Source organism: Plantactinospora sp. DSM 117369, assembly GCF_053764795.1.
The window spans coordinates 9,213,300-9,228,210 of sequence record NZ_CM132446.1; the positions used below are offsets into that span (position 1 = coordinate 9,213,300).

The following is a 14,911-nucleotide window of genomic DNA, read 5'->3' on the forward strand; positions in this document are numbered from 1 at the left end:
CCGTGCGCCATATCCCCTATGTCGGCAGCGGCCCGTACTGCTACGCCAACTCGTTCGCGATGCTGCTCGGCGAGCGGGCCCCGTCGACCGCCGTCATCGAGGTCGCCACCGGTGGCCCGTTCGGCATGCAACTCATCGGCGGTACGACGGTGTTCTTCGACGCGTACGGCTGGAATCCCGAACTGGGCTTCGACCAGGCGCTGGAGGCGATCGGCTGGACCTCGACGGTCAGCAGGGGCGGCGGCGCGGCGGCGGCGCTCGCCCGCCTCGCCGACGCGGCCGCGAAAGGCCCGGTCTGGGTCGGCCCGCTGGAGATGGGTCACCTGCACCACCATCCCGAGATGACCGGACCGATCGGTGCCGACCACTTCGTCGTCGTCCTTGACGTGGCTGACGAGCGGGTACTCGTGCACGACCCGCACGGTTACCCCTACGCCCAGGTACCGGTCGACGACTTCCTCGCCGCCTGGCGGGCGGAGACGGTGGACTACGGCGACCCGTACACCATGCGTACCGATTTCCAGAAGGTCGCGGACGTCACCGACGCGGACGCGATCCGGTCGATCGTGCCGACCGCGGTGAAGCGGCTCGCCATGCAGACCGACGTGGAGATGCCACCCGGCAGCCTCGGCAACGGCGAGGCGGCGGAACGGGTCGCCCAGATGATCGAGGCGGGTGCCGGCGACGGGCTGCGGGAGCACCTGGTCTATTTCGCGGTCCGCGTCGGCGCGCGACGGCTCAGTGACACCGCCGACTGCCTGCTGCTGGCCGGACATCCCGAGGCGGCGGAGATCGCCGCGACCCAGGCCCGGCTGGTGGGCTCGATGCAGCATCCGATGGTGATCCGCGACTTCCCGGCGGCAGCAGCCGCACTCCGCGAGCTGGCCCCAACCTACGACCGGCTGCACGCCGCCCTCGTCCAGCGGCGCGTCGGCACCGGGTAGCAGCCGGTCTCACCACTGAAACCGACATCAGCGCCGACCAGATCCGATCGCGGGTGATCCTCCGTGTTGCGGCTGGCCGCACCAGCCGCCGCTGGTCGGCGAATCCGGCAGGCCGGACCCGTTACGGTCAACCGCATGCGGTACCGGGAGCGCGTGACCGAAGCCATCTGTAGCGAGGTCGACGACGTCCTGACACTCTGCTTGCGCAACGGGCCGGACCAGGTGGTCGAGTTCCTGTTCTGGTACGACTTCGACGCCCACGAGGTGGTCAACCGGGACGGGATGGTCGGGTACGAGGCGGTGAATTCGTCGCGGCTCACCCGCCGCGATCTGTATCTGGAGTACGACGCACGGTCTGCGGCGAGGCTGGGTTTCCCTCGATTGCACCAGCTTCGGCTTGAGCTGCCGGATCAACAGTTCGCGGCGGTACGTGCCGGGCTGGTCGAGATCATCGGCACCGCCTGTCACGTGATCGAACGAGGAACCTGACCTGCCGCGACCCCGTGCAGGTCGACCTGCTCCGTGTGCCCGGTCGGCCGCGCGTCCCGGTAGCAGGGCTTTGACCAGCGCTTACGCGCTGTCCGGACGGCCGGAACTGACTGTGCCGGGTGCGATGTCGACCGATACTTGCTGTCGTCCCTATCGGGGGAAGATCACTTCGTCACAGCGATGGTCGGCCCGGCGGCGATGATCTGGTTGTTGACGGCTGCTCGCTCGTCGTCGGTTACCTGATAACTGGTAAGGGCCTCGTGCTGGTGCCCCCGGCAGGATTCGAACCTGCGCTCCGCCAAACTAGGTTAAAGCGGACGGGGTCGAGGCGGGTGCTAATGGTTATTGTGGTGTGCTATGGATCCGTGCTGTAGTGCTCCGTTATTGCAGGTCAGCGATTGCCGGAGTCATGCAGATCTGCAACTCGATGTTGTGTCCGACAAGCCTTACTGCGGTGGCTCCTGTAGGAGGGGGCCACCACGCTCAGAATGCGCCCGGCGATGGGCTCGCATCCGCTAACCGACCACGCCCGCCTGTTGCTGGTCACCGTGGGCCGAGACCGACGGCTTCGTCACATCTAGGCCGACAACGTTTTCCGTTGTGAGACGTGGTAACGAGCTCCCGAACCAGATTCTCTACGGGAATGACATAACGACTGCCGATCGCGCGCACCGCTGCTGTTTGTGTCCGCAAGTCAGACAGAATTAGTCAAAACTAACGAGTTGACTCGCTGATGGTTACGGGTCGAATTAAACAAGTCACTGATCGGACACAAAGTCCAATCTTGAATGGTAAAGAACTACATTCGCCTGCATGACTCGGACCCCGCAGGGTGGCTCCATTCCACCTAGGCTGTCGCGTCGGCAGGCAGGAAAGTATGTAATCGATGCCTTCCTGGTTGCTTTGCAGATGCGGCCGGCGCAGTTGTCTAAACTCACCGGACATGCTCCGGTGACGATCTCCCGATATCGGGCCGGCAAGCGAGTTCCGACGATGGGGTTCATTCTCGACCTCGTGGATGAGGCACCAAATGCTGGATTCACCGTCGATCAAATCGCGCCGAGACTGGGATACCGGTGGAAAGCGACCAGGGACCCCAGTCGGCACCGGAGCTTCGCTGACTATTTCGCGGCGGTTCGAGTCCTTGAGCGGTTGGGTCGGAAGCAGTTCGCAATCAGGCTCGATCTTACCGTCGAGGCCGTGCGAGATCTGGAGCGAGGAGTTCTACCCGATGAGTCTCTGATTAAGAGATTCGTTCGGGTGTTCTTGAGGCCTGAATACTCTCTTAAAGATGTTATCGCCGCTTTTCCTCAGTTGCGACCCGACGAGTTTGCGCAGGCGCTCCGGGTCAAGTTTCTCGAATTCCATCATCTTCCGAAGGGTGATGCGACAAGGATCGCGATGGAGAATCGTATTATCGAGGAATGTGTGCCGATGGCAGAGCGCATTGCTCATGCAGTTGCGCGGCGATATCGGAGGCCGGAATTGGCTGAGGAAATCTGGGGCCTAGGGTTGGTGCTTGCCGTACGCGACCATGATCCACGACGCGGCTATCTGCCTGGCTACCTGAAAGCTCGGATCAGGGGGGTGGCTCGCGGCATTATCTGGTCGAAACTGCAGACCGGTGTGAGTGCCGCGCTGCGCGACTATGGATTCATGGTCCGTGAGGCAGAGGAGTTCCTCCTTCAAGAGTTCGGCCGGAGCCCGAGTGAATTTGAGATCGCTCAGCACCTGGATGTCCCCGTAGAGGTCGTACGCGAGATTACTCAAGCACTCATGGCGAGTGACGCCATATTCACTGAGCACCTTGACCTTTTGATGCAGGATGTCATCGATTTGAGCTTCGCCGTCCGAGAATGGGCGGACAGCGACGATCCTCTTGTCAGGCGCTTCCGCAGGCTCTCCCCGGAAGAGCAAGAAGTCCTCTATCTTTTCTACTTCGATAAGTTCCCGATGGCAGAGATCGCTCGGTTTACCGGAGATTCAGAGGCTGAGGTCTCGGTCAGGCTCAAGTGGGCGTTAGCGAGGCTGTGCTCAGAGGACGTCTGAGGCGTTGGCCACGGATGACCGCCGAGTCTTTGCCCTGCCATATGGCGTCTCGTGTAATGGGGCAAGAATCAATTTCGGCAGCAATGATGAGGGTTGCGGAAGGCGGGGCGCCGAGAATTTTCGGCGCCCAGCAGGATCCGGGCGTCGCCTGCTCGTTGTCAGGTGAGGCGCACGGCATCGATGGTCTGGCTCAGTGGCAGCCGTAACTCTGGATGACGGACGAGGTACAGCTGCTCCCAACGATAAGGGTTACTATCTTCATCACTATACCCGTTAACGCCCATGACCCTGACCCTCTGCTGACACCAGAATGGTGCACAAGCCATACCGATCGGTTTTGAGAAACCCAGCCAAGGCAACCTGGACCAATTCGGCGAGGTCTCCACGAGTGGCCGAATCGGGCTCCGGGGTATCTCTGGCGCGGGGTCTGGGGCTCGGGCCCCGGTTAGCTGGATGTGCTTCCCCGAGCGCTTGGCGCGATAGTCCTCGGACCGTGGTTGCAGAGGTGCTTGGCCCGAGTACTAGGTCTCGCGAACGTGACCGCGGTCATCCGTGTCGATCTCCTGGGTCATCGACTCGGACGGAGTTCGATCGGAGAGGTGCGGGTGATCGGGTCGCGGTCGCTCCGGTGCGATCGGACTGGATGATCTACTGGAGTATCAGCCGGGGAACCTGCGTACGTCCACGCCAATGTGCGGTCCGATCGTGAGCGATGCGTCCGGAGGTTCTGGCCGTCGCTGGCCGCTTGTACGTCTGGCGACAAGTGGGGCTACTCGCCGGTCAGGTGGCGGGTGAGGCGCTTGACCTTGAAGGTCCGCACACCGTCGTCGACGGCCGAGTCGGTGAGTACGAACTGGCGGGTACATGCCGAGGTTCGAGGAGATCGGTGATTGGTAGACCGGTCTCGCCTTCGACCAGTTGAAGTGCCAGTTCAGCCCTGGCGGCGAGGTCCAGCGGTGCCAGTTCTTCGGTGAACATCGCGTGCGCCAAGCGGTCGAGGCCGGCGCCGATCAGCGGGGTGGCAGTGCGGAGCGCAGCATGTAGGGCCACGCCCTGCATCGAGCCACCGTGGAGCACGATGTTGCGGGCTCGATACAGCCGGCGGAGCGCGATCCGGAAAGCGGCGGCGACGTCGCCGAGTACGCGTCGTGGGTCGGCGAGTAGTTTGGTCATTCGTTCGAGTGCGGCCTGGTCACTGTGCCTGGTTCGCGAATGGGAGCCGGAGACGTCCGGAATGCCAGTGCCGCTGGCGAGCATGGCCGCGACGACTCGTGATCGTTCTCGGTTGGTCGTACAGGTGGCGAGCTGATGGGACAGCGCGTCAGGTGCTGACGGGGCATGGCGGTGGGCGAGTGCAGTGAGCTCGGCTCGTGGCCAGGAGCAGGCGATGATGGCGGCCAGCCGGTCTGCCGCGACGGCCTTGCCCGATCGTTCCTCCTCTTGCGGATCATCAGGCTCCGAAAGGAGCGATTCCACGGCAGCCCAGGCACCGGCCAAGGCCGGCCCCAAGGCACCCCGGTTGACCGAGGCCGCTAACTCCAGCGCGTCGTCGATCTGGGTGCGGGCACCGTCGACGCGATATAGATGGCCCTCGTGGACCAGGGTGAGGACGTCGGCTCCTCGCGCAGGCGAGGCGATCGGGATGAGTTCCGAATGACCGTCGACCCAGATGGACTCGGCTGGCCGGATGCCGTCCCGGCTGCGGCGAAGGAAGGAAGCGCGGGCGGTCATCCGGTCGACGAGTCGGCGAGCCTCATCCGCCGCCGCGTAGGGGTCTCGTGCTTGGACGTGGTAGCGAATTCCCCCGCCGACGCGTAGCCCGCTGATGTCGTGCCCGCGTTGTTTCAGCCAGGCGACCACGTCGCCCTTCGCCAACCAGTTGTCCACCTGTTCCGCGAGTTGGCGATGCGGGACGTCCAGCAGCGCGACCAGAACCTCGAACACGCGTGCTGGGCTCCGTGCGAGTTCCGCAGCGCTTTCGATCACCTCTGGGGCCGTGGCCCGGTCGCGACTGAGACGGCTGATCCAGCCGTTGAGATGTTCTGGGGTGTAGCCGAGGTCCAGCAGGTGCGCAGCCACGGTCCGCGCGAGCCGTTCGGGCTTTGGCCGGTCCGCCGCGGGTCTGGCTGCGGCCCTGGCCCAGCGTTCGACGTAGCCGTCACGCCCATGGTGGATCAGTTCCGCCAACCGCCGACGTGCCGGGCTTGGATCGGGCAATGGGCTGTTGAGCAGTGTGGTGATCTCCCGGCGGAGGTCCCGTTCGCCGAGGCCCACGTCGGGTCCGATGACCCGGCGGAGCTCGTTGCGCTGCCAGTCGCAGGCCGCTGGTGACAGGACTCGTCTGGCTTGCCAGAATCCGGCCTCCCAGAGTTCTTCCAGTGCGAGGATCGATCCGACGTCCCACAGCCGCCTCGGCCATGGCATGCCGTCGACGGTGAAGAAGTCGATCATTCGAGCGGTAACGTACCGGCTGTAGTCGCTTGTCGGGTCCGTTGGGGGCATCCCGGTCACAGGAGCACTGTAGTGGACGATCATCGGGTAACTCGAGTATGCTCGTACCGGACTTGAAGGGGCACTCGCCTACGGGCTACTGCCCCTTTTTTTTGTCCCATCCAACCCGGCCTGCCCTGTTGAGTCCGGCTCGGGACGCGTAGCTCCGCGCAGCGGTGGCGTCGGGGACGTGAACCCAGCGGATGTCACGTTAGAAACTCCGCGAAGCACGCGTCGCCCCCGGCGAGCACGCTGGAGGCAACGAAGACACTCGTGTCAATGCGAAGCTGGCTACCACGATCAGACGTCGATCGACCACGTTGCTGACGAGGCATGCCGCAGATCTGCAATTCTGCAGTTGTGCCGACAATCCTACCTTGGTGGCTTCTCTACATGATGGCCATCGCGTTCGTCGTACTGGACGTCGGAGCGGTGTTCGTTCCACCAGAGTAGAATGTCGAGGATCGCTTGCGCCTGAAGCGCGGCGAGCCTCCTGCCGTGCTCGCCGTCCGCCTCGGTGATCTCGAACTCGACCCGTAGGCGCTTCTTGTCCATGAGCGCAGGCTGCCACCTGGTGTCGGCGGCTCGCGTCACCCCAAAGAGTAACGACCGCCTGTGCTGTACTCGCAGACCGTGCACAGCCACCAGGGCGGCGAGGCGATCACCTACGACGCCGGCAGACGCACTCGGGGACGTAAGCGGCATGTCCTGGTCGACACCTGCGGCCAGCACCAGCTTGGCGGTGGTACATGCCGCGTCGATCCAGGCACGTGCCGCCGCCAATCTGGTGCTGGCCGGGATCACCGAGGCTTTCCGGTGTTGGCCCGGTCTGGGCCAACACCGGCTAGGTCAACCGGCTCGACGTGGGCCTGCTGGCCTCACGCGCATGCACGCCGGGATCGACCCCGACGCCTCAACGACGAATTCAACCAGAAGTAACCCTTCAGTTACCCAACACTCTCAGGCAGGTCGGCCGCTTATTGCTGTGCCATCTTTTGAAAGGGTATTGACAACACGGCACAAGAGACCCAGTCTGGTCATGTCACATGACTTTGAAAGGACTGGACATGACGCAGATTGCGCTCGCGCTGGCGAAGTTTGCCCGCGCACAAGGCGATCTCTACCTCAACCTGGCCGCCGATTTGGAGGCCGCAGCGCAGGTCCCTGACCTCACTGTGGACGCTGAGGTCGAGATCCCGACCGGACGCGGCCAGCGCCAGCAGCAGATCCTCGCCGTGCCTGGTCTCAGCACCGAGAACGGCATGAAGACTGCCGACATAGCCGCCGCCATCCGCTACGACGGACCGAACACCCACACCTCGCTGCAAGCCCTGCACAAGGCCGGCCTCGTCGAACCGGTCCCCGCTGCGACCCCGCAACGATGGCGGCTGGCCCCCCGCTATCGCACCACCAGCGTCGTCTTCATGCGCATGGCATCCCGCGTCCGCGAAGGCGAGTGGACGACCTACGGAGACATCTCGATTGCCGTGCGCGGCGATACCAAGGCAGCCCGAGGTGTTGGACAGGCCGCCGCAGCCCTCGCCAACTTCCCCCACCCCGAACGAATCCTCATGGAGGGCGGGCGCATCAATCCGAAGTGGCGCGACAGTCAGGATCGTGGACCGGAATACTGCCGCCAACTGCTGGAGAAGCAGGGCGTTCAGTTCGACAACGATCTCGCCGATGCAACCCAGCGCGTGACCTGGGACGAACTGCGTCGCCGCGACGAGTCCGAACCCGTCACCGAATGACCGCGTCAATGACCTAGCCAGGATGAGCCCATGGCGCACGGACCGAACACCATCGAGATCAACGGCGCAGCGATGCTTCTTACGACCGTCAGCGGCGGCAACGCGGTTCACCTCACCGCTACCACAGCATCCGCTGCCGGCCGCGAAGCATTACCCGACTTCTACTTCGACAACGGCAACGACCGTGTGCCGGCCGACTATGACCTCGCCGCCCTGCGCGAACGACGATGGTCCGACAAGACACTCTGTGGACGGGTGTGGGCCGTCATGGTGGGAGGCGATGGCGGTGCAGTTGGCCGGTACGGTGACGTAGCGTACGCCCCAACCTGCCGGCGCTGCCTTACCTTGATCGACCGCCACTTCCCGGAACCCGAACCCGACGACCGGCTCGCGCTCGTTGCTCAACTTGCCAGCGACGTGGTCGTGGACCGACGAGGGTACGTCGAGATCCACCACGTACCCGGTGATCAGCAAGACGCGCTGCGCAGAGCCGTCCGCGCCGCGATTCGGAAACGCGCCGATCACCCGGTCCGGACCTACTCGGTCAACGGCGTGATTTACGTCGAATGCCAGGCGGTGTACGACCGGTACGCCCGCCAGAACGACCGCGAAGCGGCCGATGCCGTGGACGTGGTCCTGAAAGGCGAACCGCCGCCGCACCGCGAACACGATTGGGTCATCTCATGGGCCACCTGGGGCATCAGCTGACGCCGGGCCTATGAGACAAGCGAACGGCTCCTCGCGGATCTGCGCGAGGAGCCGTTCTACGATCCGAGCGAGAACTGAGCCGCAACGGTCAGATGTCGGTCGATGACAACGCGTTGTTGCAGTTCTGTGAGGTGCCCCCGGCAGGATTCGAACCTGCGACATACGGTTAGGAAGGGCCATAATCCGACCAACAATGGCTTCTACCAGCCTCTTTGGTTGCACTTGCCGTGTCGCCACGCTCTGCAGACTCACCAGTTGACGGCAGTTCACTCCACATCCGGCTCCACGGTGGAGCCAACCAGCGGGCTATGCAGCACGTAGCCCTCGGACAGCAATCCAAGGGCTACGTGCGCCGATCGCTCCGATGGGTTCCCCGGGGCCGGAGCTCGACTGTGAGCGGCTGTTGAGCGTTGGTGTTGGTCAGGGCACTAGGCTCCCCTGATGCGTCCGGAAGCCGTTCTCGAACAGATCAACTGGCGGGCACTGGCACACAGCCACGGGCCAGCCTGGCCGGAGACGCCGCGACTCCTAGCGGGGTTGTTGACCGGTGACCGTGACGACGCGCGGCGGGCTCTCTCCCACCTGTGGGAGGAGTTGTTTCACCAGGGCACCATCTACGAGGCGACACCCGCGGCGGCCCGGTTCGTCGCCGTGGCGCTGGCCGACCCGCGGGTCCGGGCCCAGCCCGGCCCCACGCGCGAATATGGTGACGGACCGCTGCGGGCCGCACTGCTGCTCTGGCTGTCCCGGCTCGGATACGCGATGGGTCTCCAGTGGCGGGAATGGTTCGGCGATGACGCCGGCGGCGAGAACATCGGCGGCCCGCTCCGCCCGATGCGGCCGCGACTCTACGCCGTGGTCACCGCCTACCTCGACGATCCCGACGAGAACGTGCGCGACGCCGCCCTCATCGCCGCCGTGAACCTGGCCTCCGCACCCGAACTCACCCCGCACCGCGCCGCCCTGTCCGCCCGCGTCGGAGCCGCTATCGCCGCCGACCCGTACTGGCGTCACACCGAAACCGCGATGCTCAACCTGCGTTATTGGGGTGAGCACGACCTTCGTTCGACGGAGCCCGCGATGCCGACCTACGAGCCGCGGCAGGGCACCTACGATGACGCCCCTTTCTAGTAGTACTTTGTCACCTTTTCGGGTGACTGGCCGTTACTGTTTGATGATTGGCTCGTCTGTGGGGTGTGGACCCCCTCGATGTGCAGCGGTTGCGTGACGACCTGGCGGACTTCGCCGAGGACGTGTTCGGGTCGTTAACCCGGGCCGGGTGGCGGGACCGGGCGGTGTCGTATCTGCAAGGGCTGATGATCGACGGACGGCGTAAGTCGATCCAGCCGATGGCCGGCCGGCTGCCGGGTGTGCACGACCAAGCGCTCAATCACTTCGTGACGAACAGTCCATGGGACGTGACGTCGGTGCGTCGGCGTCTGGCGCAGCGGATGGACACCGCGATCGGCCCGACAGCATGGGCGGTGGACGACACCGGCTGGCTCAAATGTGGGTCGGCCTCGCCGGGAGTCGCCCGGCAGTACACCGGCACGGCGGGGAAGGTGACGAACTGCCAGACCGGAGTAAGCGTCAACCTCGTCACCGATGTTGCGTCGTGTCCGGCCGACTGGCGGTTGTTCCTGCCCGCGTGCTGGGATCCCGACACTGTCGAAGCCGGCCTGGAGGTGACAGAGCGGCGTCGGCGGGCCGGGATCCCCGACGAGGTACGGCATCGGGAGAAGTGGCGGCTGGCCCTGGACATGAGTGATGAGATGACCGGCTGGGGTTTGCGGGCGCCGCTGATCGTGGCCGACGCCGGCTACGGCGACGCGGCGGAGTTTCGCCATGGCCTGGCCGCGCGTGGCCTGTCCTACGTGGTGCAGGTGTCGATGCGCGTCGGCGTGTACCCGAGCGAGACCGTGCGGACGACCCGGCCGTACCAGGGCGTCGGACTGTATCCCCGACCCCGGTACCGGGAACCCGCCAGTTCGGTGAAGGAGCTTGTGCTGGCCGCCGGACCGGGACAGGCGCGGACCGTCGCCTGGCGGACCGGCTCCCGCGTCCGGGCCGGAGCACCAGTGAAGATGCGGTCCCGCTTCGTGTTCTTCCGGGTCCGCCCAGCCGGACGGACACTCCTGGCCGCACACCGCGATCAGGACCTTCCCGAGGCGTGGCTGATCGCCGAATGGCCGCCCGAGCAGGCCGAGCCGATCAAGTACTGGCTGTCGAATCTGCCCACCACCACACCACGACGCACCCTCGTCCGATGGGCGAAACTACGCTGGCGGATCGAACACGACTACCGCGAATTGAAGACCGGCCTCGGCCTGGACCACTACGAAGGCCGCACCTGGCAAGGCTGGCACCATCACGTCACCCTCGTCTCCGCCGCCCACGCCTTCCTCACCCTGCACCGCCTCAACCCAAAAGCGACAGCGCCGGCCTGAGCCTCTACGCCGTACTCCGGCACAACAACACCTGCAACACCTACTCGTCCGCCTGGCCGGCGCCTGCCCCACCTGCAAAACACGGTTCCCCACACGGAAACCCCGCTACCCAATCAGATCATGACAAAGCACTACTAGTGCTCTAACCAGAAACGTGCACCGGCCGGCGCGGGCAAGGAAGGTCGGCGGGGTGAGCGGCTTCCGGCGTTCTACGCGTGCCTCTACTTCGCCGCGCTGCGGCCGAGTGAGGCGTGGGCCTGCGGGAGCGGGACTGTCACCTGCCCGACTCGGGTTTGGACCTGCTGACGGTGGAGAAGTCGCGGCCGGCGGCGGGCGCCTCGCTGTGGCTAAACGCCGGGCTACCCGCCCCGGAGGTCGCGGATCGGGCCGGTCATTCCGTCGACGTGCTGCTCAAGGTGTACGCGAAGTGCCTCGACGGCGACCGGAGTCGGATGAACGAACGTATCGAGGCGGCGTTGTCCGCGTGATGATCACGTGTGGGGTGCGAGGGGCCGTGGCGAGTGCTGCGGCCTCTCCGCTTTTGTGGCCTCTGACCTGCGCGAACACGCCTCGAAAGAAACTCAAGATCATTGCACGTATTTTGCACGACTGGCGACAAACGGCGGCTCGGGGTGACCTACGGCTGCCTACGAGATCACATCGACTCGGAAGTGTTTCCGCTGATCGGAGGGCGTTTTGCTGATCTTCGAGGTGCCCCCGGCAGGATTCGAACCTGCGACACACGGTTTAGGAAACCGTTGCTCTATCCCCTGAGCTACGAGGGCGTCATGATCCAGGCTAGCTGGCGGCGGCTGCCAGCGTACCGCAGGGAGCCACCGGGGTGGCCGGCGCTGGCAGCACCGCCAGCGGATCGCACGCGACAGGGTCCGTCGGCCGACCGGCATCACCAAGCATGATCGCCCCACGCCACAGATAGACGATCGTCGACTGACTGAGCCCTCGTGATGTACCCCGGAAGCCCTCAGTCATGATCCTGACCCAGTTCGATCGATCAGGGCCGAGGGCCCGGAGTTTCGGGGAAGCCGAAGGCTCGTACGCTGTCAGCGGCGTCTGCCAGCCTGGCAGCACGCCATGACTCGACCCAACCCAGCCCTGCGTGAAAATCACCCACGCGGTCTCGACGAAGGGTTCGGCAGGCATGTCGCGGACCGACGCCATCAGCAGCGAACTGCGGGCCATGCGGGCCGGTCTCGACAGGGCCCACTCGGCCGCTGCCGCAGCCGATCAGGAGGCCGGGCAGGTGGCGGCGCGGGCGGCGGCCGCAGGATTCAGCGGAGTAGCTGTCGGTGTGTCGAGGGTGCAGGAGGCGATCAGAGAACTGCGGAACGCCCTGAGCAGGGTCGATGACACAGTCAGCAAGGCTCTCGCCTTGGTGGGGGCGGTACCGAAGGAGGCGTCCCCAGCGGAGGTGATCGACGCACTGAGCCGCGTGGAGGACACGGTGGGCGCCGCAGGTGAGAGAGTCGGTTCGTCCGTCAACAAGGTGGACGAGACCAGGTCTCTGGTCGCCAGGGTCTTGCAGGGCGGCGATCCTGGCCCGCTGCTGTCCATGCTGGGCTCCATCAAGGAGATCCTCGTGATGGTGGGGCAGCGAGGCGGTGCGGCCAGGCAGGCGCTCGAACCGGCCATCAACGATGCTCGCCGGACCGGCAGCTCGGGAAGCTAGGCGGGCTGGCGGTACCTCGCCGGGCAACCCGCCTCCCGTCCCACGCGATACCCTTGGCGCCCTCCTCGTGCGGGCGGTGGTCGCTCCGATTCGGCCCGGAAAGGCGCCGACTGGCCGCGCCGGCGGGCCTACGGAGGGCCCGCGAGCAGGAGGACCGACCCTGGTTCGCGTCGATGTCCAGAAGATAGCCGCCTGATCGTCGCACCAGGCAGACCGGCTCCTGGCACGCTGGAGACCGCGACCTACCACACCGAACGCGTCCCGCCCCTCCCGTCGCGGCCCGCTGTGGTCCGGGCGGAGCGTCGATGGGGAACTTCCCGGGGCAGGACGGGAAAGCTCCCCATCGGGGTGGAGGACTACTCGGCGGTGGAAGCCGGGGACGGTTCGACGGCCGGGCAACTGGCGCCGCGGGCCGGTACGACCAACGAGGTCAGGTAGCGGTCTATGGTGTCCCGCGTACACGGGCTGGCGTTGTAGACGCCGTGTCCGGCTCCATCGTAGCTGAGCAGCACACCGTGCCGGCCGAGCTGCCGGGCGACGTTGGTGGCCCAGTTGTAGCCCGGGCGGGATCACGCACGGAGTTGAGCAGCAGTAGCGGCCGGTCGGTGCGGACCCTCAACCGGTGCTGCGGGTTGTCGACCCGGGGCGTGCCGAGGCAGGACTCCACCACCGCCGGCGTCTGCGGGTACGGCAGGTCGGTCCCGATCCGGGCCATCTCACGGAGCCGGGCGGCGTACTCCCGGTAGTCCCGGATCGGCAGGCGCCAGTCCTGACAGAGTCAGTGTCGCCGACGGCTTCCCCGGGGCGGGTACCTCCCCGCGCCCGGCCCGGTCGAGCAGATCGGCCCAGACGGCGCGGACGTCCCGCCCGCGCGGCGCACAGCTCTCGGTACGGCCACACCACGCCACGAACCCGTCGAACGAGTCCTGCGCGCCGGCGGTCTGCGTGTTCAGGAAGTCCCGGGTGTCGAGGCTGTGGTCCACGACGCTCTCCAGCACCATCGCCCGGCTCCGGTGCGGGAACAGTTCGGCGTACTGCTCGCCGAGCAGGGTCCCGTACGAACTGCCGTGATAGGTCACTTCGCCTCGCCGAGACCTGCCCGGACGGCGTCCAGGTCTCGCACCGTGCTGAGCGTGTCGGCGTGCGCGAAGACCGGCCCGGTCCGCGCCCGGCAGTCCGCCCACAGCCGCCGGTTGTACGCCACCGTGGCGTCGAAGTCGGCATGGTCGGTCAACACCGGTGCGGGCCGCGGGTCGAGCAGGTCGGTCGAACAGCGCACCGGGGGCACCCGGCCGGCGGCCGGTCGGGGTCCGGGTCAGGCGGGCTCGGCGAACGCGTCGATCCCGGTCAGCTCGGCCGACAGCGCCCACAGCCGCGCCGCCCCGTCCGGGTCCGTCGGGTGGTCGACGACGACGCAGTCCTCGCAGTACCGGCCGCCCAGGCCGGCGAGCCGGGGCGAGGCGGCCGCCCAGACCTGGGTCGCCGCTCCCTGCTGCGGGGTCTTGAACTCGGCGTTCACCAGGTTGCCGTCCGCGTCCACCCACCCGGCGGCGACCATCTCGTCCCGGCTGAGGTGCCGCTGGAGCGGGGTGAGGATGTAACCGGGGTGCACCGAGAACGCCCGCACCCCCACCTCCCGGCCGAGTACGTCGAGCCGCTCGGCGAACAGCACGTTCGCCCGCTTCGCCTGGGCGTACGCCTGCCACTTGTCGTACCCGCGCGAGAAGTGCGGATCGGACCAGCGGATCGCCGACCCGTGCTGGGCGCGGGAGGTGAGCACCACGACCCGGGCTCCCCCGCCCCGCCTGATCGCCGGCCACAAGAGGTTGACCAGCGCGTAGTGCCCGAGGTGGTTGACGCCGAACTGCGCCTCCCAGCCCGGGCCGACCCGGGTCTGCGGGCAGGCCATGATGCCAGCGTTGTTCATCATGATGTCGATGCCCCTGCCCGAGGCCAGGAACCGGTCCGCGAAGGCCCGTACGCTGGCCAGATCGGCCAGGTCGAGTTCGTCCACCTCGACCCCGTCGATCCCGGTCAACCCCGTGCGGGCCACCGCCGGTCGCCGTGCGGGTACGACCACCCGGGCGCCGGCCCGGGCGAGCGCCGCCGTCGCCTCCCGGCCGAGTCCGGAGTATCCGCCGGTGACGATCGCGAGCCGGCCGGAGAGGTCGATCCCCCGCAACACCTCGTCGGCGGTACTCCACGCGCCGGCCATGCCCGGCTCCCCGGTCTCGAAGCCGGTTGTCCCGCGCGCGTCGGACCCGGTACCCGAATTGTCTGCTGTCACTGCCATGCGGGCGAAGCTAGATGCTAGACCGCGCTCTAGGTCAACGCACGTATGCTCCG

At 66.2% G+C, this 14,911-nt stretch carries 15 protein-coding genes and 1 tRNA gene; 9 read left to right on the forward strand and 7 right to left on the reverse strand.

The genetic code is table 11. The features are described from left to right. Positions 1-2 precede the first annotated feature (2 nt). From ACSMXO_RS39475 to ACSMXO_RS39485, 3 genes are all read left to right on the forward strand, one after another. Positions 3-944, forward strand: a complete 942-nt coding sequence (locus ACSMXO_RS39475) for a hypothetical protein (RefSeq protein WP_455415847.1) — start codon at positions 3-5, stop codon at positions 942-944. Positions 945-1,079: 135 nt separating this feature from the next. Next, on the forward strand, positions 1,080-1,433 hold the full coding sequence (locus ACSMXO_RS39480) for a hypothetical protein (RefSeq protein WP_455415848.1): 354 nt from the start codon (positions 1,080-1,082) through the stop codon (positions 1,431-1,433). Positions 1,434-2,246: 813 nt separating this feature from the next. Next, a complete protein-coding gene (locus ACSMXO_RS39485) occupies positions 2,247-3,482 on the forward strand; it encodes a sigma-70 family RNA polymerase sigma factor (protein WP_455415849.1) in 1,236 nt (411 codons plus the stop codon). 780 nt (positions 3,483-4,262) lie between these two features. Here ACSMXO_RS39485 and ACSMXO_RS39490 read toward each other — a convergent pair. Together ACSMXO_RS39490 and ACSMXO_RS39495 are read right to left on the reverse strand one after the other, a co-directional pair. Further along, positions 4,263-5,933: a hypothetical protein gene (locus ACSMXO_RS39490; protein ID WP_455415850.1), complete on the reverse strand. Its 1,671-nt coding sequence runs from the start codon at positions 5,931-5,933 to the stop codon at positions 4,263-4,265. Positions 5,934-6,344: 411 nt separating this feature from the next. Next, positions 6,345-6,527: a hypothetical protein gene (locus ACSMXO_RS39495; protein ID WP_455415851.1), complete on the reverse strand. Its 183-nt coding sequence runs from the start codon at positions 6,525-6,527 to the stop codon at positions 6,345-6,347. Positions 6,528-7,039: 512 nt separating this feature from the next. Between ACSMXO_RS39495 and ACSMXO_RS39500 the strand changes: the two genes are divergently transcribed. The 5 genes from ACSMXO_RS39500 to ACSMXO_RS39520 all read left to right on the forward strand — a co-directional run bounded on the left by ACSMXO_RS39500 (position 7,040) and on the right by ACSMXO_RS39520 (position 11,366). After that, a complete protein-coding gene (locus ACSMXO_RS39500; RefSeq protein ID WP_455415852.1) occupies positions 7,040-7,723 on the forward strand; it encodes a hypothetical protein in 684 nt (227 codons plus the stop codon). A gap of 30 nt (positions 7,724-7,753) precedes the next feature. After that, positions 7,754-8,431, forward strand: coding sequence for a hypothetical protein (locus ACSMXO_RS39505; protein ID WP_455415853.1), 678 nt, complete (start codon positions 7,754-7,756; stop codon positions 8,429-8,431). 441 nt (positions 8,432-8,872) lie between these two features. Beyond that, complete coding sequence (locus ACSMXO_RS39510) at positions 8,873-9,562, forward strand: hypothetical protein (protein ID WP_455415854.1); 690 nt, start codon at positions 8,873-8,875, stop codon at positions 9,560-9,562. Positions 9,563-9,627: 65 nt separating this feature from the next. Next, on the forward strand, positions 9,628-10,878 hold the full coding sequence (locus ACSMXO_RS39515; protein ID WP_455415855.1) for an IS701 family transposase: 1,251 nt from the start codon (positions 9,628-9,630) through the stop codon (positions 10,876-10,878). Positions 10,879-11,129: 251 nt separating this feature from the next. Further along, complete coding sequence (locus ACSMXO_RS39520; RefSeq protein WP_455415856.1) at positions 11,130-11,366, forward strand: hypothetical protein; 237 nt, start codon at positions 11,130-11,132, stop codon at positions 11,364-11,366. A 224-nt stretch (positions 11,367-11,590) separates the two neighbouring features. Here the strand turns inward: ACSMXO_RS39520 and ACSMXO_RS39525 are convergent. Then, positions 11,591-11,663: transfer RNA gene (locus ACSMXO_RS39525), tRNA-Arg, on the reverse strand. A 332-nt stretch (positions 11,664-11,995) separates the two neighbouring features. Here ACSMXO_RS39525 and ACSMXO_RS39530 point away from each other — a divergent pair. Continuing rightward, complete coding sequence (locus ACSMXO_RS39530; protein ID WP_455415857.1) at positions 11,996-12,565, forward strand: DUF6244 family protein; 570 nt, start codon at positions 11,996-11,998, stop codon at positions 12,563-12,565. 356 nt (positions 12,566-12,921) lie between these two features. On the opposite strand, the gene ACSMXO_RS39535 is transcribed toward ACSMXO_RS39530, so the two are convergent. From ACSMXO_RS39535 to ACSMXO_RS39550, 4 genes are all read right to left on the reverse strand, one after another. After that, the gene (locus ACSMXO_RS39535) at positions 12,922-13,077 is read right to left on the reverse strand and encodes an alpha/beta hydrolase (RefSeq protein ID WP_455415858.1); all 156 of its coding nucleotides are present in this window, start codon (positions 13,075-13,077) and stop codon (positions 12,922-12,924) included. 204 nt (positions 13,078-13,281) lie between these two features. Next, entirely contained in the window at positions 13,282-13,644 is a 363-nt protein-coding gene (locus ACSMXO_RS39540; protein WP_455415859.1) for an alpha/beta fold hydrolase, read from the reverse strand. Then, complete coding sequence (locus ACSMXO_RS39545) at positions 13,641-13,844, reverse strand: hypothetical protein (protein WP_455415860.1); 204 nt, start codon at positions 13,842-13,844, stop codon at positions 13,641-13,643. Before ACSMXO_RS39545 ends, ACSMXO_RS39540 begins: the two co-directional genes overlap by 4 nt. Before the next feature lie 36 nt (positions 13,845-13,880). After that, entirely contained in the window at positions 13,881-14,858 is a 978-nt protein-coding gene (locus ACSMXO_RS39550) for an oxidoreductase (protein WP_455415861.1), read from the reverse strand. Positions 14,859-14,911 lie beyond the last annotated feature (53 nt).